Below are 15,907 nucleotides of genomic sequence, written 5' to 3'. Positions count from 1 at the left end.
CTAGCCCACCATGCGCTCGACGGGCGCGAACTTGCTCAGTCCCAGCCAGGCCTGGACGTTGCGGGCAATGGCCGGGTCGCCCTCGACATCGAGTTCCCCGCCGTTCGTCTCCTCGCGCACCGTCGTCAGCCCCATCCAGATCGCGGTCATCGCACGAAGCGAACTGCGGATGACAAGGTCGAGTTCGTGGCCGGGATCGAAATTGCAGAGGTCCACGCGGCCGTTCTCGATCACCAGCCACCAACGTTTCTGCCCGGCCGAAAGTTCGGGATACAGAAACTGTATCGTGCAGCGCTGCATCGGCAGGTGGCTGACGTCGAGATTGCGATGCATGTCCCACATCAGCAGCGAGGGATCGAGGTTCTTAAGCGACAGCCGGGATTCCATCCAGCGCTGCGCCCAGTTTCCCAGACCCATGATCAGCGGGCGAAGCTCCTCGCCGGATTGCGACAGGCTGTATTCGGTGGCGCCGCCCGAAAGCCGCCGGACGGTGATGACGCCTGCCTTTTCGAGTTCCTTCAACCGCTTGGAAAGGAGCGTGGGCGACATTTTCGGGACGCCGCGCCTCAGATCGTTGAAGCGCGTCGAGCCGCACAGAAGCTCGCGGAGGACGAGCGTCGTCCACCTTGAGCAGAGTATTTCCGATGCCATCGACACCGGGCAGAACTGCCCGTAACCACCACGTTCCTGCATGGCCCCACACTCTCAAGGCCCAGCCCGTTTCCATCATAGTCCAGGTCTCCCAGCCCGACAATGCGGGGGCAACCGGAGGCCGGCGCAGGAGCAGACGTGGGCCGGGGGCAGTACAGTTCCTGAACTGGAGCAGATCCGCGATCAGGCGCACACTGCAGGCATTCTCAATGTCGAGAGGAGGAAACGACATGCAAGGCCTGGCAGAAACCATGGCGCAACCGAACGCAGCGGTGGGGGATCTCAACGTCGTCGAGATCGCAAAATCCCTTAGCCCCATCATTGCGGAGCGCGCCGCGGCTGCAGATGAAACCGACAATTTCGTGCGCGAGAACTATGCTCTCCTGAAGGATGCCGGCCTGGTCGAGGCTGGGGTGCCGATAGAACTCGGCGGCGGCGGCGCGGAACTGCCCGAACTGGCAGAGATGCTTCGCATCATCGCCCGTGCCTGCGGCTCCACCGCGCTCGCCTTCGCCATGCATACCCATCAGGTGGTGATCCCGGCATGGCGCTGGCGCCACCAGAACGTCACCGTCGTCGAACCGCTTCTGAAGCGTATCGCGGCCGAACGGCTGGTGCTGCTGTCCAGCGGCGGATCGGACTGGATCGGCGGATCCGGCAAGGCCGAGAAGGTGGAAGGCGGCTACCGGATCAACGCCCGGAAGGTCTTCACGTCCGGCGCGGAAGCCGGCAACATCCTGATGACCGGGGCGATCCACGACGCCAATGACGGCACACGGTCCGTCATCCATTTCGGCGTGCCCATGAAGGCGCCGGAAGTGAACATCGACGATACCTGGCACACGCTCGGCATGCGGGGCACAGGCTCCAATGACGTGGTCATCGAGAACCTGTTCATCCCGGACGCAAACGTCGCCTTCTCGCGCAAGAGCGGCGAATGGCATCCGGTGTTCCAGGTCATCTCCACGCTCGCCTTCCCGCTGATCTATGCGGTTTATCTCGGCGTGGCTGAAAGCGCCCGCGACATTGCCGTGGAAGCCGCCCGCAAACGCCCGCCGTCGGATCACACGACGGCGCTTGCCGGCCGGATGGATACGGCACTTCGCGCAGCGCAGCTTGCCCACCGCTTCATGGTGGACGTCGCCATGCGCAATGCGCCGTCCGCCGAAAGCGTCAACGAGGTGATGATCGGCCGCACGCTTGTCGGGCGTCACGCCATCGAAGCGACGGAACTCGCCATGGAACTCGTCGGCGGCGCGTCCTTCTACCGGTCGACCGGACTGGAGCGCCGCTTCCGCGACGTCCAGGGAGCACGCTTCCATCCGCTACAGTCGGGGCCGCAAGCGCAATACACCGGCGCGATGGCGCTCGGCCGGCCTGTCGCCAACATCTTCTAGGGCCTATGCGCAATCTGCGCATGACCTAGGTCGCAGGAGGATTGCGGGGTCGCCAATGGCTCCGCAAACCTTCCCTTCCGGGACTTAACTCGGCACCTTCTCGGTCTCTTCCCCGGCCCTCCACGGCCAGTCGACGATATAGTCCTCGAAGTCCTCGATATCGACGTCCGTCTCGCAGGCGGTCTCGTGCCCGCGGGCGGAAATGCCGGCAATATGAACCGTTTCCGGATCACCGGAGACGAGGTGGTGCCACCAGTAGAGGTCGTGCCCCTCGTTGATGAGGCGGTAGCCGCAGGTCGGCGGCAGCCAGGCGATGTCGTCAACGGTTTCCGGTGTCAGCTGGATGCATTCGGCCACGGTTGCCTGGCGGTTTTCGTAATCGGTACAGCGACAGCTCGTGCCGTCCATCAGGCGACAGCGGACCGATGTAAAGACGACGGCGCCGGTGTCCCAGTCCTCGAGCTTGTTGAGACAACAGAGCCCGCAGCCGTCGCAGAGGCTTTCCCACTCCGTCTGGTTCATCTCGGCAAGCGTCTTCGTCTTCCAGAAAGGTCGTTCCGTCATTCACATTTCCGTATCGGGGATCATTGGGTGCTCCGCGACTTCGCCTTGTTGCTATTCTGCTATCGTCAATAAACACTTCATCAGCTATTGCTGATTACCTATGCCCGCAGCTCTGGCCGCTCAAGATGGCGGCGTCAAGCGACCGGCATGATCGATCGGGGGTATCAGGTGCAGGACGATCCAAAACAAAGGGAAGAGCGGCCGCACAAGCGGCATATGCTGCTCCGCATCGACTCCTGGATCGATTCCACCGTCTGGAACCTCGGCTTCCGGCTCGGCGAGATATGGGAAGAGATTACCATATTTTCGCGTAAATTTCGCGTCCGCGGCTGGAAAAAGGCCGTTTTCGAAGTTGCCGGCGAAGCCATGACCCTCGGCACGGCCGGTTCGGTCGTCCTGCTTGCACTGGCATTGCCGGCCTTTGAGGAAACCAAGGAAGATTGGCGCAATCGTGGCGATTTCGCCGTAACCTTCCTCGACCGCTACGGAAACACGATCGGCCACCGCGGAATCATCCACGAGGATTCCGTGCCCGTAGACGAATTGCCGGACCACCTGATCAAGGCGGTCCTGGGCACGGAAGACCGTCGCTTCTTCTCCCATTTCGGCATCGACTTCCTGGGCCTTGCCCGCGCCATGAACGAGAATGCCAAGGCCGGCGGCGTCGTGCAGGGTGGCTCGACGCTGACGCAGCAGCTTGCCAAGAACCTGTTCCTGACCAACGAGCGCTCGATCGAGCGCAAGATCAAGGAAGCCTTCCTGGCGCTATGGCTCGAGGCCAACCTGTCCAAGAAGGAAATCCTCTCGCTCTACCTCGACCGCGCCTACATGGGCGGCGGCACATTCGGCGCGGCGGCGGCAGCGCAGTTCTACTTCGGCAAGAACATAACCGAGGTGAACCTTGCGGAATCCGCCATGCTGGCGGGCCTGTTCAAGGCACCGGCCAAATACGCGCCGCATGTCAACCTGCCGGCGGCGCGCGCCCGCGCCAACGAAGTTCTCTCGAACATCGTCCAGGGCGGGATGATGACCGAGGGCCAGGTCATCGGCGCCCGGCGCAACCCGGCAACCGTCATCGACCGGGCCGATGCCAAGGCGCCGGACTTCTTCCTCGACTGGGCATTCGACGAGGTCCAGCGGCTTGCCAGGGCCGGAAGGTTCAACGAGCACTCTGTCATCGTGCGAACAACGATCGACATGGGCCTGCAGCAGGCCGCGGAAGCCGCCATGGAATCCAGCCTTCGCGAGTACGGCGAAAGCTACCGCGCCAAGCAGGGCGCCATGGTGATGATCGAGAACGGCGGCTCCGTGCGCGCCATGGTCGGCGGCCGGGATTACGGCGAGAGCCAGTTCAACCGCGCCACCCGCGCGCTACGCCAGCCGGGCTCGTCGTTCAAGCTCTATACCTATGCCGCCGCCATGGAGAAGGGTTTCACCCCGGAATCGGTCATATCCGACGCTCCGGTCACATGGCGCGGCTGGTCGCCGCAGAACTACGGCCGCTCCTACAAGGGCAAGGTCACGCTGATGACCGCCATGTCGCAATCCTACAATACCGTGCCCGTTCGCCTCGCCAAGGACGAGCTCGGAACCGAGCGGATCGCGCAACTTGCCAAGGACATGGGCATCGAAACGCCGCTTCGCACCGACAAGACGATCCCGCTCGGCACATCCGAAGTGACCGTCCTCGACCAGGCGACCGCGTACGCGGTGATGCCGGCCGGCGGCGTGCAGTCGCGACGCCATGGCATTGCGCAGGTGGTGAGCTACGGCGGCGACGTTCTCTTCGATTTCCAGCGGGACGAGGCGCCGCCACGGCGCGTGCTTTCGGAGCAGGCGGTTTCCTCGATGAACCGCATCCTCACCAACATTCCCTATAACGGCACAGCACGGCGCGCGGCCGTCGACGGCGTTCTGACAGGCGGCAAGACGGGAACCTCGCAGAGCTATCGCGATGCCTGGTTCGTCGGCTTTACCGGCAACTACACCACGGCGGTTTGGTTCGGTAACGACGACTTCACGCCGATGAACGAGATGACCGGTGGCTCGCTGCCAGCCATGACGTTCAAGAAGCTGATGGATTACGCGCATCAGGGTATCGAGCTGAAGGCAATCCCGGGCATCGAGAACCCCTTCCCCGCGAGCGCGAAGAAGGAACCGGTGGTGGCCGCCAAGCAGGACGGAACCGAGGAAGCGCTTCCGCCGCTTGTCCGGCCCCGCTCCATGTCGGCCGAATCCACGCGCGTGCTGCGCAGGATCGCCGACAGCCTGAAGACTGCCGCACCGCTTTCCATCGCCAAGGGGAAGATTGCGGATGCGACGGTGACGGGCTCCCTCACGACGGGCCAGTGACAGTGATCGTTTACAGGGACAGCGACGACCGTTCCCGCGTCGGTGCCGGCGCGGCACTCCCGGTCGTCGCTCCTGAAGCCAACACCCGATGAACCATCGCTAAGACCAAACTGCCCGACAAAGCGCCGCTTCGCCGTTCCTTTTCGGAAGAATCAATGCTAACCCTCGGCAGCAATCCTTGAGGGCAAGCCTTTCGTGTTTCGTGTACCTTTCCTTGTCGCCATTGCCCTTGCGATCGCCTTCGGAGGCGGCATCTGGTCGACGCTTAGGGCGCTTGAGGCGACCACCGGCTTCGGCGCGATCCGGCTTGGCCCGTGGGAAGCCTTTCCGAACGCCCAGACGGCGGAAGCCGATCCCTATGCCAAATCGCACCGCGCGAGTGCGGGCGCCCTGCTTTATGCCAGCGCCGAGGGCCTGCAGTTCACCGCAACGGTGGATAGCGCCGGGGCCACGCTGAGGGGCGACTGCACCTACCGGATTTCAGGCCATACACCGCCTGCCCGTCTGTGGACGCTCTACACGGATGGAGCAGCCGCGAGCAGCCGCGTGCGCGGCCAGGACCTGCCGGTGGCGCTCAATTCGCGATCCATCCTGCGCAAGGCGGACGGCACGTTCGACATCGAGATCTCGGCCGAGGCCAAACCCGCCAACTGGCTGGCAATCCGGCCTGACGGCCGCTTCCGCCTGAAGCTGACGCTTCTCGATACGCCTGCCGCGGGCAGTTCCGGCCTGATCGATCTTTCGATGCCGAGCATCCAGAAGACTGGATGCGGCGATGCTTAAGGTTCTCTTCGCGATCATTACCGGGCTTGTGGGCGCTGCGCTGTTGCATCTGGTGATCATACTGGCGCTTCCCTATTTCAGCGAAAAGGACGCCTACACGCGCGTGCTCGCGGAGGGTAGCCGCCACACCTTCTACCGGCTCCCGGACGTGCGCGACCGCGCCGGCCTGATGCAGGACGATCCCTTCATGGAGGTCTCGGTTTGCGCCTACGACATTTCGCAGGGGCCGATCCGCGTCTATGCGCAGGGGAAAGTGCCGTTCTGGTCCCTCGCCATCTTTGACGCGGCGTCCAACGAAGTCTTCAGCATCAACGACCGGACATCGGCTGCGGGCATTCTCGATATGGTTCTCGCGACGCCGGCGCAGCTGACGCTGCTCAGGAAGGCGCTGCCGGAGCCGATCGACCAATCCATTCTGGTGGAGACGCAGCAAGCCGACGGCTACGTGGTATTGCGGACGATGGTTCCGCAGGGAAGCTTTGCGCCGGGCGCTTCCGCATTCCTCTCCGAGGCGATATGCGCGCCCTTCGAATGGCGGCAAAGCCAGCAGCTATAGGGCGGCGAGTTCAACCCCTCGACCGCGTGGTATCCGCTAGTTCTGTTCGAAAAGCATCGTCGTGTTGCGACCGTGCTTTGACGGCATCGGCTCCAGCCGCTCGTACCTGATGCCGGTAAACATCAGAAGCTGCGCGGACCCGGCATCCGCCGGCTCGCCAATGCGGATCTCGGGCCGCCGGCCCTGTTTGTCACGCCACGTGTCCAGTATCACTATTTCTGCCATGCTCGTCTCCCTGGTCGTTCGAGACGGATGAAGCGGTTCGATTTCACCCTGCCCTTTAGCGGGCCGACGCATTCCCAGCTGGCTGGGCATCCGCGCCTTTCTCGTCGGTGCAGCCTCCCCTGAGGCACAGCGACATTTCGGCATTGCGACCTATCCTGGCCGGACAGCCCCGGAAACCTGACGCAGGCACTTTGGCCTGCCGAATCTCAGCCATTCCGATGCGGTACGGAATGCATTGAGGCAATAACTGGTAAACCATTCGTTAAAGCTAACGGTTCCTTACCGTCTGCATGGCCCGTGGCACCGCCTAAAACGCTGGAAGTGGCAAAATGTTCACACCAGGGCGGCTCATGCGGCATTGCGGGCGTGCCGCAACGGCGCATCTTCATCCCCCATTAACCGTGGCAGCATACCATCTGGTTTACCATGAGGGTCAGGCCGGCGGGCAGGAGGCATGCGCCTTCCCGTTTCAGGTTTTCTCCTCCAGGCACGATCCTTTCCCGAGATCCCGGTCGCAGGAAAGGTTGTTTCGTGTCCTTACGTGGTGTGCTGCCGCGAGTGTGTATTGCGTTGACGTGAGTGTGGCCGTGACGGACCAGTTTCGAGATCTTGAAAGGCCCTCGGCCATGCGTAGGAAGGATGTGGTTCTGATGGCCACAGTGACCAGTTTCGAGAGCATGCCCCATCCATCGCGCTCCGAACTGAGACAATTCGCAGAATTGTTCGGACCCTTGTACAGCGCATCGAGCGATGAGGCACGCCGTCAGGCAGTCGCCGCGCTTTCCCAATGCCCGAAGGTGCCGAACGCCGTCACCTTCTTCATCGCCAGCCAGCCGATCGCGATCGCCGCGCCCTTCCTTACCTCCTCTCCCTGTCTCGATGACGACACGCTGATCGCCGTCGCCCGGACACAAGGGGCCGCTCATGTGCGCGCCATCGTGCGCCGCGAGAACCTCTCGCCGAAAGTCGTGGATGCGCTAGTCAGCCTGCGTCACGACCTGCCGGTGGCGGGACCGCAGGAGAAGGCGGAACATCATTCCGAGCCAGCATCACCATCGGCCGCGGCCGCCCAGGAGGCGGAGCGTCGGTGGCGCGAGGATGAACTTCGCCAGCGCATCAAGGCGCTCGCCAGCCATGTCCACCGCTCCAGCGACGACCGGCTGGGCCTGCGGACGCTCTCGCCCATCCAGGATGCACTGCTCGTCCGCTTTGCCCGCAACCGCGAGGGCGCGATGTTTGCGGCCGTGCTGGCCGACAGCCTGTCTGCAAGTCACTGGCTGGCGGAGCGGATCATGCTCGACATTTCGGGCCAGCAGCTCGCCACCACGCTGAAGGCGCTGGGCATGGAGGAGACGGAAGCGCTCTATGTGCTGCAGCGCTTCTATTCGCATCTGGACCATGAGACCAATGGGGTCACCCGCGGCCAGTTTCTGTGGAATTCGCTTCATGCCGACGAATGCGGCCGGCGCGTGGAAGCCTGGCGGCGGGCCGACAGCTACACGACGCGCGAAAGCGAGTTTGCCGAACCGGCAGCAGGCACGGACGGCGAGGCTGCTGCAGTTTCCCCCGGAGCCGGACGTATCCTGCGCAGCCGCGGCTGACGCCAATCAGCCGGCATCGACCACGGGGAAGAGATCGCCCAACTCGTCGGTCTCCAGTTCCAGCACCCAGAGATCGCGGTCGAACCGCAGTTCCCGTTCAAGATGCTCCGCGGTCATGTCGGGCTCGGCGCGATCCAGGCGTTTTTCGAAGCGGCGGTCATACGCCTCGCCCATTTCCTCGAACATGGACTGCGGCGCCGGCCCGTAGAGCGTTTCGGTGCCGTCGCGGAAGCGCTGGCGGATGAAGATGGCCCCCGCCTCGTCCGCCCCCTTCTTCTCAACGGCCGCAAAGCCTCCCGCCGAGAAGACGCGGCGGGTCAGGGCGGAAACGTAGAAGTCGGATCGGATGCGCATGAACCGCACCTACCCCGAAAGACGCATCCACGCAAATCCCGCGCGCCGGCAGTCGACAGTCGGTCAGGCAGTCAGGCGGCGGCCACCTTGGCGGTGGTGCGCCGATGCTCCTGCGTAACGCCACCATAACCCCAGGCCGTTTCGTGGACCTCCCGGACGATGACATATGTCGCCAGCGGCACGTCCGGCCCCAGAACCTCCTTCAGCAGGCTATTCATCTGCTGCACGAAGCGGCTCTTCTCCGCATGGGAATTTGTTCCCTCCGACACATTCGCCTCCACATTGGCTGCAACCGGGACCGGTTCGGCACCGATCGTCCAGCCGGTCAGCGGGACGACGTCGACAAGCACGGCGGTGACCTCGCGGCGCTTGCGCATGACGGCATTCATCAGGTCCGTGGTCCCCTCCTGCAGACGACGGACTGCGGCGGCATCGATTTCGGCGCCTGCGATGGTGACGCGAATGAAAGGCATGGCGATCTCCTTCGGGATATGTGGCTGACAAGTCTATTGACGGGCCGAGTATCCGACCGCATCATCATTTTGAAAAACGAGAAGTTCCAAACCAACAGTTTTGCAGAAACGAACGATTATGATCCCGACCAACCTGGACATGGATACGTTGCGGACCTTCTCGGTCGGCATGGAGCTCGGCAGTTTCGCCAAGGCGGCCGACCGGCTGGGACGATCCCCCTCGGCGATCAGCCTGCAGCTTCGAAAGCTGGAGGAGCAGGTGGGCGAGCGCCTGGTGCAGAAGAGCGGGCGTGGCCTTGTGTTGACCGAAGCCGGAGAAATCCTGCTCGGCTATGCGCGGCGGATCCTTGACCTGAACGACGAGGCGCGGGCAGCGGTGAGGAGCATCACGAGGCTCGACGGCTGGGTGCGGATCGGCGTTCCACAGGACTTCGCCGAGACCTGGCTGCCGGCCCTGCTCGGCCGGTTCTCGCGGATGCATCCCAAGGTGCGGATCGAGGCCCGGGTTGATCGCGGCAATTCGCTTGCCGCGGCGGTCGACAAGGGGGAGCTGGATATCGCACTGACATGGGGACGGCAGGAGCGGCAGGCATGCGACGTCATCGCGACGCGGCATGCCGTCTGGATCGGCCCGCAGGGTTTCACCCGCGATCCCTCTGAGCCTCTGCCGCTTGTTGCCATCGAGGCGCCCTGCAGCTTTCGCAAGGCTGCGGTCGATGCGCTCGAAAGGGAAGGAATTGCATGGCGGCATGCCTTTGCCAGCCCAAGCCTCGCCGGTCTGTGGGCCGCGGTGAACGCAGGCCTTGGCGTGACGCCGCGCGTGGCGGAGGCCGTTCCGCCCTATTTGCGAATACTCGATCCGAAGGAAGCTGGCCTGCCGCCGCTCGGCACGCTGGAGCTTGCATTGCACACGTCGCGGGATCGACCGGAACCGCCGGTCGCCGAACTGCGGACGCTGCTGCTGGGGGCGGTGGGGTGACGGTCGCTACAACGCGCCGATCGACTTCAGCTTCTTGAGCACCATCTCGTTCGGCAAGCCGGTTTCCGGCAGGCGGTAGTGTTTCTCGAACCGCCGGATGGCCGCCTTGGTCTGGTTGCCGGCCACGCCATCGACCGTGATGTCCGTATAGGCGATGTTCGACAGGCCGCGCTGGATCTGGAAGACGAGATCCGTGGAGGGAACGATACCGGAGCTGACATCGCGCGGCGGCGTTGCCGCCCGCGTGGCATTGGTCGCGGGCCTGCCGGTGTTGCCGGAGGCGCGGATGGCAGCGGCGACCGGGTCCTCAATAGCGGCGCTGACATCTTCCGGCGGGCGCATGGCGGGGACTGCGACGGTTTCGACAGGCCGAGGATCGACTGGCCGAGGCTCGACAGGTGCATTGGCTGGCTGGACGGTGGCCGGCCGTTCGGCAGCGCTCAGGGCTGCCACGAGCTCGGGCGTCGCCTCGCCGGTCTGTGCCATTCCCTCCGTTTCCTGGAAGAACAGGATGGCGGCCTTGGTCTGGGGACCCATCAGCCCGTCGGCAGTGCCCTGGTAGAGCCCGCGGCGCACGAGCTGGCGCTGCACTTCGGCAACGATTGCCTGCGGGACGGCCTGGCTCTGGGATGTTGCCGACGGCTGCTCGGTCGCAGCGACGCCTCCGGCGCCCTGCCGCTCGATGCGGAAGGTGGTTACCTCCTGCGGGGAAACATTCCTTGCGGGGCGGTAGCCGGCGATGCCGTTCGGATCCTGGGAATCGCGGGTGGCGAGGAAGGGCGACGGGTGGGTGCCCGGCTGGTACCAGAGCGCATTCGCCGCGATGAAGCCAAAGACGACAGCAAAGCACGACACGCCGCCCAGCAGGCGCGGATGACGCGTGGCCGTCCGTCCCGCGGCCGAGAAGAGCCGGGACAGGATGCCAGGTTCGGGAACCTGCTTCTTCCTGTTAGGCGATTTTCGCTTTCGCGGCGTCGTCATTTCCGATGTCCTGTTCGTCCTTCATGGTCGTCCGTGTGGTCTTCAACAAACGCGGCGGAAATTCGACCATCGGGTCGTTCGGCTCCTCGGCCACGTCCACAATGCCCGCACCGTCCGCCGGCAGGGTCACGGTCACAACCGTTCCCTCGCCCGCGCTGCTTTCGATATGGAAGCTTCCGCCGTGCAATGCAACCAGTCCCTTCACCAGCGAAAGCCCAAGACCGGTGCCTTCGTACTGGCGGGCATAATCGTCCTGCACCTGCATGAACGGCTGGCCGATCAGCGCGAGCTTGTCGGCCGGGATGCCGATGCCGGTATCGCTGATGGTCAGCACGAAGTCGCCGCCGTTGCTTGCCGCGTCGATGGTGACGACGCCGCCGTTTTCCGTGAACTTGATCGCGTTGCCGGCGAGATTGATGAGGATCTGCTTCACGGCGCGACGGTCTGCATTTACCTCGCCCAGTCCCTTGGCGGTGCGGGACGTCAGGGTGACGCCCTTGTTCCTTGCCTGGAGGTCCAGCATGGCGCGGCAGGCTTCCACCGCCTCGCCGATCACGAAAGGCTCGGCGATCAGCTGGTAGCGGCCGGATTCGATCTTGCTCATGTCGAGCATCGTGTTGACGAGCGACAGGAGATGCGCGCCGGACTGGCGGATCAGGCCGACATATTCCTTCTGCCGATCCGTCTCGAGGCGGCCGAAGTACTCGCCGGCCAGCACGTCGGAAAATCCGAGGATGGCATTGAGCGGCGTGCGCAGTTCATGGCTGACCGCAGCCAGAAAGCGGGATTTCGCTTCATGCGCCGAGTGAGCTTCCGAGATGCGTGCCGTCGCCTCGTCGCGCAGCGCTTCCTCGGTTGAAATATCGCGGAGCTGTGCGAACACGCAGGCAAGCTCGCCATCCTCCCGGCGCAGCGCCGACATCTCCAGCCGGACATGCAGGAACTGCCGGCCTTGCGACGCACAGTAGACGCCCTGCAGGCGAACGGTCGCGGACGCGCTGTCGGCACCCTGCCGCAACGTATCCAGCGCATGCACGAGCGTGATGCGATCTGAAACATGGACGAGTTCGGCCAGACGCTGGCCGGAGGCATCCTGAAGGGATGGCGGAAAGGCGCTCCGGTCACGGCCGCCGCATTTCGTCACGACGCCCCTGCTGTCGAGCATGAGCGAGAGACCCGGGCAGACGTCGAAGATCAGGTCTTCGCTGGAAGCCGGAGCAGCAGTCGGGGCCGGCCGGCGCGTGAAAGCGAAGGTTGCCGCAACCACGCACAGGAACAGCGACACGACGGCTGTCGCGCCGACGGGAAGCGCTATGGAAATCGGCAGCAGGAAGCTTAGCGCGATCGGAAGAGCCACCGAGGCGACGGACGCGACGAGCACCATGCTGCGGAGCAGGGCGACATCGCGGACACGGATCTCTTCCGGTTGCCGGAGGCTCCGCAGCCAGCGGGCGGCGGCCCGATCGATCTCAGCGACCGCCTGTCCGGCAATGTTTCTCACTACGCGCACTCAATACCCTTACGCCAACAATTACCCCCCGACTTTAGGCCTCGGCGGTTTAAGGAAAGGATAAAACCGGGGCCTCGCACACGTCTCAAAGAGGCACGTTTCCCGTTTTGAAACGCTTTGGGCCAGGCTTTTCCCGTCGTGGTTAATGAGGCGTAAGCAGCGGATTTATTTCAATTTTCCTGATCTCGTTAACTATTGTGGCAAGGTGCCGGCCTGAAAGGGTGGCGGTTCTCGGCCAGCCGCCCCAATTATGCTTAACAGCAGATACTAAGATTTGAGAAGAATGCCTGCCAGACGCGTCCAGAAACGGGATGGATACAATTTTAGATAAATTTGCCGAAAAAGCGCCTGAACTTTTCAAAGAGCGATTCGCTTCCTCGCATTAGGGTGACACCAAGACCGGGACAGACCCGGCGGCCGGCCAGGCATCACGGCCCGGCAATCACGAGATGGTGGACAGGAAAATGTGGTTTCTGATCAAAGGCAGCGTCTGGTTCGCACTCGTACTCGTGGTGCTTTCCTATTTCAGCAGCCAGCCGGTTGCGACAAAGGAAGGCTCATCAGGCGTTGAGATGCAGGACGCGGTGAGCGCCGCCACGCAGGCCTACCAGTATCTGAGCGACATGTGCATCGAGAAGCCGGACGTCTGCGCGAAGGGCGCTGAAACCTTCTCTGCGCTCGGCCATCGCGCCAAGGAAGGCGCTCGCGTCGCCTTCGAACTCCTGGACAAGCAATTTACCGACGAGGTTCCCGCCATCGCAGAGGTTTCCGACCCGCAGCCGATGCCGGAAAAGCCGGTAGCGGTCGGCGCTCTCGTGTCCGACAGCCTGGCCACCGGCACAATTTCGACGGGTGGCATCCCGCTTCCGCAGAAGCGCCCCACCCTGAACTGAATACCCCAAGCTGTTTCATGACCCTGCGTCCGGCTTTGCCGCCGCAGCACTGCCTGCCCTGACTTCAGCCTTTGCTGAGCCGTGAGGTTTCATCCCTCACGGCCCTTTTTCTATTCACGCCGGGCACATTCCTTCCTATATTCAGTTCGAAAGAATACTGGAGCAGCCATGGCGACGCTGGAGCAAATCATCGACGATTTCGCCTTCCTGGACGATTGGGAGGATCGCTACCGCTACGTCATCGAGCTGGGCAAGGCGCTGCCGGAGCTGGCCGAAGACAAGCGGACACCGGAGAACAAGGTTCTGGGCTGCGCAAGCCAGGTCTGGCTCGTCAGCCACGAGGAAGATGGCGGTGCCGACCCGGTCCTGACGTTCGAGGGTGATTCCGACGCCCATATCGTGCGGGGACTGGTGGCCATCGTGCTCGCCGTCTATTCCGGCAGGCATGCTTCGGAGATCGCAGGAACCGATGCGATCCAGATCTTCGACAGCATCGGTCTCGTCGAGCACCTCTCCTCGCAGCGGGCCAACGGCCTGCGCTCGATGGTGAAGCGCATCCGCCAGGAAGCGCACCTGAAGGCCGCCGCCTGACGCATCAGCACGAAATCGGCGGGCGATAGTCCGCAGCCCCCCAATGATGGCGCGCGCGCCCTCCTCCCCGCGACGGCGGCGCATAGTGCCGGGCGAGCGCCAGAAGCGCCGTGCGCAGCATTAGCTTTGCGGACCTTGCCGGCCATTGCCGCTCCCGTTCCACCGTTTCCAGGCCTTTCGAAAAACAACAGACATCGACCGCGACGCCTGAGAGTTCGGGGCCCATGGCATCGACCGCCCGCCCGAACCGCTCCCGCGCGGCAATGGCCGTGTCGGCGATCTCCGCCTGCCCCCCGGCATGACCTTTCGCCCGGCTTGCCAGACGTGGCTCCCAGCTTGCGGTGATGCGCGGCTGAAGCTGGGCACGCGTGAAATCCGACAACAGGCGCTCGCCGGCATCCAAAGCGCTCTCCGGCAGGAAAGGCTGGCCCGCGCGATCCTTAAGGCGTCCCAGCAGCGACAGGGGCGATTCGGCGAGATTGCGCCTCGCCGGCTGGCGGTGGCCGGCAATCTCGACCGTTTCGGCCACGTCGATCCGGTGCTGTCCGGCAAACGCATCGTCGGGAAGCATGGATCGCCGCAGAAAACCCGCCGTCTGCGGCGTAGCGGACAAAATGCCGTCCGCCTGCCGGACAAGACCCTGGCTGACGGCGCGTCGCACCAGTTCCTCGTGATAGGATTGCTCATCCCCCGCGATCCTCACAAGGTCGGGATGTCCCGCCGAAGACACCGTCAGCGGACCTTTCACCAGCCGACGAAGGAGCCGCACAAGGTGGCGCTTCTCGCCACGCGTCCATTGCAGGTCAATCATCGCTTGCAAACTCCGGCGTTCCGAAGACGGCGGTAACGACCCTTTCCATGGCGGAGACGAAATCGTCGAAGACGGGATCGTCGCGACGGTCCTCCACCACATGGCAGGCATGACCGACCGTCGTGCGGTCGCGGCCAAAGGCATCGCCGATGTCGCTCTGCGAGATCCGCAGCGCCACATGGCAGACATACATGGAGATCTGGCGGACGTGGCAGGCGAGCCGCCTGCGGTCGCGCCGCACAAGGACCCGATCACCGAACAGAAGCACAAGCTCGCCCACGATCTGGCGGACGATACGGCAGACGCTCTTGAGGGGAACGGGGCGAGACCCCGGACACGACAGGGGGCCCGACAGGCCCCAGTCGACAGACAGGCCCGCAGGCGTCTCCCTCGGCGTCGAGGGCTGAGCGGCCAAAAGCGGCGGGAAACTTTCATCGGGTGTCATGACAAACTCCTTTAAATAGGACTTTATTCATACACCACAGAGCAGAAACGAGGACAAAGAAAATACGACGGCCCGCAATTCCGATTGATATTCAAGCGGAATTTAAACTCTTCACGCAAAGATGTGTGATTTTATTCCTCCTGCAGTCCTCATCGCGCAAAAAAGAAGGGGCCGGAAGCATAGGCTTCGCGGCCCCTCGAGAGGGCTATCAACAGGAAGGAGACGTTACTTGGCGCGCTTGCGGCGCTGGCCGAGACCCATCTGCTTAGCGAGACGCGAACGGGCTTCGGCATAGGCCGGAGCGACCATCGGGTAATCGGCCGGCAGGCCCCACTTCTCGCGGTATTCTTCCGGAGTCATGTTGTAGTGGGTCATCAGGTGGCGCTTCAGCGACTTGAATCTCTGGCCATCTTCCAGGCAAATCAGGTACTCGTCCTCGATCGACTTCTTGATCGGAACAGGCGGCTTCGGCTTCTCCGTTACCGTTACCGCGGGTGCGGGTGCGGAAGTGATGCTGAGCGCCGTATGGACGTCGGAAATCAGGGAGGCGATATCTCCGACAGGAACCACGTGATTGCTTACGTAGGCCGCTACAATATCCGCGGTCAGTTCGACCAGCAGATCCTGTCCCTTGACCAATGCCACTTCTGTCATTTTGCGTCTCCTGTCTTTTTATCGTTCAGCCAAATGCCGGGGCGCATCAGCTAGAAAGTTGTATTCCAGTTCGAGGCACAGCTTGCC

Annotated in this window: 18 protein-coding genes; 8 read left to right on the top strand and 10 right to left on the bottom strand. The window is 63.3% G+C overall.

What is annotated here, in order from left to right; genetic code table 11:
- On the bottom strand, positions 1-693 hold the full coding sequence (locus LH464_RS09890) for a winged helix-turn-helix transcriptional regulator (protein ID WP_226786215.1): 693 nt from the start codon (positions 691-693) through the stop codon (positions 1-3).
- A gap of 188 nt (positions 694-881) precedes the next feature.
- Here LH464_RS09890 and LH464_RS09885 point away from each other — a divergent pair, with 188 nt between their 5' ends.
- Complete coding sequence (locus LH464_RS09885) at positions 882-2,048, top strand: acyl-CoA dehydrogenase family protein (protein WP_226786214.1); 1,167 nt, start codon at positions 882-884, stop codon at positions 2,046-2,048.
- A gap of 84 nt (positions 2,049-2,132) precedes the next feature.
- Here the strand turns inward: LH464_RS09885 and LH464_RS09880 are convergent, their stop codons facing one another.
- Positions 2,133-2,612: a YcgN family cysteine cluster protein gene (locus LH464_RS09880; protein WP_226786213.1), complete on the bottom strand. Its 480-nt coding sequence runs from the start codon at positions 2,610-2,612 to the stop codon at positions 2,133-2,135.
- A 147-nt stretch (positions 2,613-2,759) separates the two neighbouring features.
- Here LH464_RS09880 and LH464_RS09875 point away from each other — a divergent pair, with 147 nt between their 5' ends.
- From LH464_RS09875 to LH464_RS09865, 3 genes are all read left to right on the top strand, one after another.
- Positions 2,760-4,964 (top strand): transglycosylase domain-containing protein, encoded by a 2,205-nt coding sequence (locus LH464_RS09875; protein WP_226786212.1) that lies wholly within the window; start codon positions 2,760-2,762, stop codon positions 4,962-4,964.
- Between the two features lie 195 nt (positions 4,965-5,159).
- Complete coding sequence (locus LH464_RS09870) at positions 5,160-5,747, top strand: DUF1214 domain-containing protein (RefSeq protein ID WP_226786211.1); 588 nt, start codon at positions 5,160-5,162, stop codon at positions 5,745-5,747.
- Entirely contained in the window at positions 5,740-6,303 is a 564-nt protein-coding gene (locus tag LH464_RS09865; protein WP_226786210.1) for a DUF1254 domain-containing protein, read from the top strand. The genes LH464_RS09870 and LH464_RS09865 overlap by 8 nt, the downstream gene beginning before the upstream one ends.
- 36 nt (positions 6,304-6,339) lie before the next feature.
- Here the strand turns inward: LH464_RS09865 and LH464_RS09860 are convergent, their stop codons facing one another.
- On the bottom strand, positions 6,340-6,528 hold the full coding sequence (locus tag LH464_RS09860; protein WP_226786209.1) for a hypothetical protein: 189 nt from the start codon (positions 6,526-6,528) through the stop codon (positions 6,340-6,342).
- Between the two features lie 587 nt (positions 6,529-7,115).
- Here LH464_RS09860 and LH464_RS09855 point away from each other — a divergent pair.
- A complete protein-coding gene (locus LH464_RS09855; RefSeq protein ID WP_226786208.1) occupies positions 7,116-8,129 on the top strand; it encodes a DUF2336 domain-containing protein in 1,014 nt (337 codons plus the stop codon).
- Between the two features lie 6 nt (positions 8,130-8,135).
- Here LH464_RS09855 and LH464_RS09850 read toward each other — a convergent pair whose 3' ends face one another.
- Positions 8,136-8,483 (bottom strand): DUF1491 family protein, encoded by a 348-nt coding sequence (locus LH464_RS09850; RefSeq protein ID WP_226786207.1) that lies wholly within the window; start codon positions 8,481-8,483, stop codon positions 8,136-8,138.
- Between the two features lie 71 nt (positions 8,484-8,554).
- On the bottom strand, positions 8,555-8,956 hold the full coding sequence (locus LH464_RS09845) for a tautomerase family protein (protein ID WP_226786206.1): 402 nt from the start codon (positions 8,954-8,956) through the stop codon (positions 8,555-8,557).
- A gap of 118 nt (positions 8,957-9,074) precedes the next feature.
- Here LH464_RS09845 and LH464_RS09840 point away from each other — a divergent pair, with 118 nt between their 5' ends.
- Positions 9,075-9,935, top strand: a complete 861-nt coding sequence (locus LH464_RS09840; protein ID WP_226786205.1) for a LysR substrate-binding domain-containing protein — start codon at positions 9,075-9,077, stop codon at positions 9,933-9,935.
- Between the two features lie 6 nt (positions 9,936-9,941).
- Here the strand turns inward: LH464_RS09840 and LH464_RS09835 are convergent, their stop codons facing one another.
- The gene (locus LH464_RS09835) at positions 9,942-10,916 is read right to left on the bottom strand and encodes a peptidoglycan-binding domain-containing protein (protein WP_226786204.1); all 975 of its coding nucleotides are present in this window, start codon (positions 10,914-10,916) and stop codon (positions 9,942-9,944) included.
- Entirely contained in the window at positions 10,885-12,426 is a 1,542-nt protein-coding gene (locus tag LH464_RS09830; protein ID WP_226786203.1) for a sensor histidine kinase, read from the bottom strand. Before LH464_RS09830 ends, LH464_RS09835 begins: the two co-directional genes overlap by 32 nt.
- 464 nt (positions 12,427-12,890) lie before the next feature.
- Here LH464_RS09830 and LH464_RS09825 point away from each other — a divergent pair, with 464 nt between their 5' ends.
- Positions 12,891-13,319: a DUF5330 domain-containing protein gene (locus LH464_RS09825; RefSeq protein ID WP_226786202.1), complete on the top strand. Its 429-nt coding sequence runs from the start codon at positions 12,891-12,893 to the stop codon at positions 13,317-13,319.
- 168 nt (positions 13,320-13,487) lie between these two features.
- On the top strand, positions 13,488-13,910 hold the full coding sequence (locus LH464_RS09820) for a SufE family protein (RefSeq protein ID WP_226786201.1): 423 nt from the start codon (positions 13,488-13,490) through the stop codon (positions 13,908-13,910).
- Between the two features lie 4 nt (positions 13,911-13,914).
- Here LH464_RS09820 and LH464_RS09815 read toward each other — a convergent pair whose 3' ends face one another.
- The 3 genes from LH464_RS09815 to LH464_RS09805 form a co-directional block, all read right to left on the bottom strand.
- Positions 13,915-14,721 carry a DUF6456 domain-containing protein gene (locus LH464_RS09815; protein WP_226786200.1) on the bottom strand — a complete coding sequence of 269 codons (807 nt, stop codon included), beginning with the start codon at positions 14,719-14,721 and terminating at the stop codon, positions 13,915-13,917.
- Positions 14,714-15,166, bottom strand: coding sequence for a helix-turn-helix domain-containing protein (locus LH464_RS09810; protein WP_226786199.1), 453 nt, complete (start codon positions 15,164-15,166; stop codon positions 14,714-14,716). The genes LH464_RS09815 and LH464_RS09810 overlap by 8 nt, the downstream gene beginning before the upstream one ends.
- 225 nt (positions 15,167-15,391) lie before the next feature.
- Entirely contained in the window at positions 15,392-15,820 is a 429-nt protein-coding gene (locus tag LH464_RS09805; RefSeq protein ID WP_226786198.1) for a MucR family transcriptional regulator, read from the bottom strand.
- Positions 15,821-15,907: the final 87 nt, after the last annotated feature.

Source organism: Pseudorhizobium xiangyangii (assembly GCF_020531965.1).
Lineage (GTDB): Bacteria > Pseudomonadota > Alphaproteobacteria > Rhizobiales > Rhizobiaceae > Neorhizobium > Neorhizobium xiangyangii.
Note: the sequence above shows the minus strand (reverse complement) of the source record. Positions and strands in the feature narration are given on the sequence as shown.

Coding starts and splice junctions, on each gene's coding strand:
- LH464_RS09890 (WP_226786215.1), bottom strand. CDS start 693: ATGCAGGAACGTGGTGGTTACGGGCAGTTCTGCCCGGTGTCGATGGCA.
- LH464_RS09885 (WP_226786214.1), top strand. CDS start 882: ATGCAAGGCCTGGCAGAAACCATGGCGCAACCGAACGCAGCGGTGGGG.
- LH464_RS09880 (WP_226786213.1), bottom strand. CDS start 2,612: ATGACGGAACGACCTTTCTGGAAGACGAAGACGCTTGCCGAGATGAAC.
- LH464_RS09875 (WP_226786212.1), top strand. CDS start 2,760: ATGATCGATCGGGGGTATCAGGTGCAGGACGATCCAAAACAAAGGGAA.
- LH464_RS09865 (WP_226786210.1), top strand. CDS start 5,740: ATGCTTAAGGTTCTCTTCGCGATCATTACCGGGCTTGTGGGCGCTGCG.
- LH464_RS09860 (WP_226786209.1), bottom strand. CDS start 6,528: ATGGCAGAAATAGTGATACTGGACACGTGGCGTGACAAACAGGGCCGG.
- LH464_RS09850 (WP_226786207.1), bottom strand. CDS start 8,483: ATGCGCATCCGATCCGACTTCTACGTTTCCGCCCTGACCCGCCGCGTC.
- LH464_RS09845 (WP_226786206.1), bottom strand. CDS start 8,956: ATGCCTTTCATTCGCGTCACCATCGCAGGCGCCGAAATCGATGCCGCC.
- LH464_RS09840 (WP_226786205.1), top strand. CDS start 9,075: ATGATCCCGACCAACCTGGACATGGATACGTTGCGGACCTTCTCGGTC.
- LH464_RS09835 (WP_226786204.1), bottom strand. CDS start 10,916: ATGACGACGCCGCGAAAGCGAAAATCGCCTAACAGGAAGAAGCAGGTT.
- LH464_RS09825 (WP_226786202.1), top strand. CDS start 12,891: ATGTGGTTTCTGATCAAAGGCAGCGTCTGGTTCGCACTCGTACTCGTG.
- LH464_RS09820 (WP_226786201.1), top strand. CDS start 13,488: ATGGCGACGCTGGAGCAAATCATCGACGATTTCGCCTTCCTGGACGAT.
- LH464_RS09815 (WP_226786200.1), bottom strand. CDS start 14,721: ATGATTGACCTGCAATGGACGCGTGGCGAGAAGCGCCACCTTGTGCGG.
- LH464_RS09810 (WP_226786199.1), bottom strand. CDS start 15,166: ATGACACCCGATGAAAGTTTCCCGCCGCTTTTGGCCGCTCAGCCCTCG.
- LH464_RS09805 (WP_226786198.1), bottom strand. CDS start 15,820: ATGACAGAAGTGGCATTGGTCAAGGGACAGGATCTGCTGGTCGAACTG.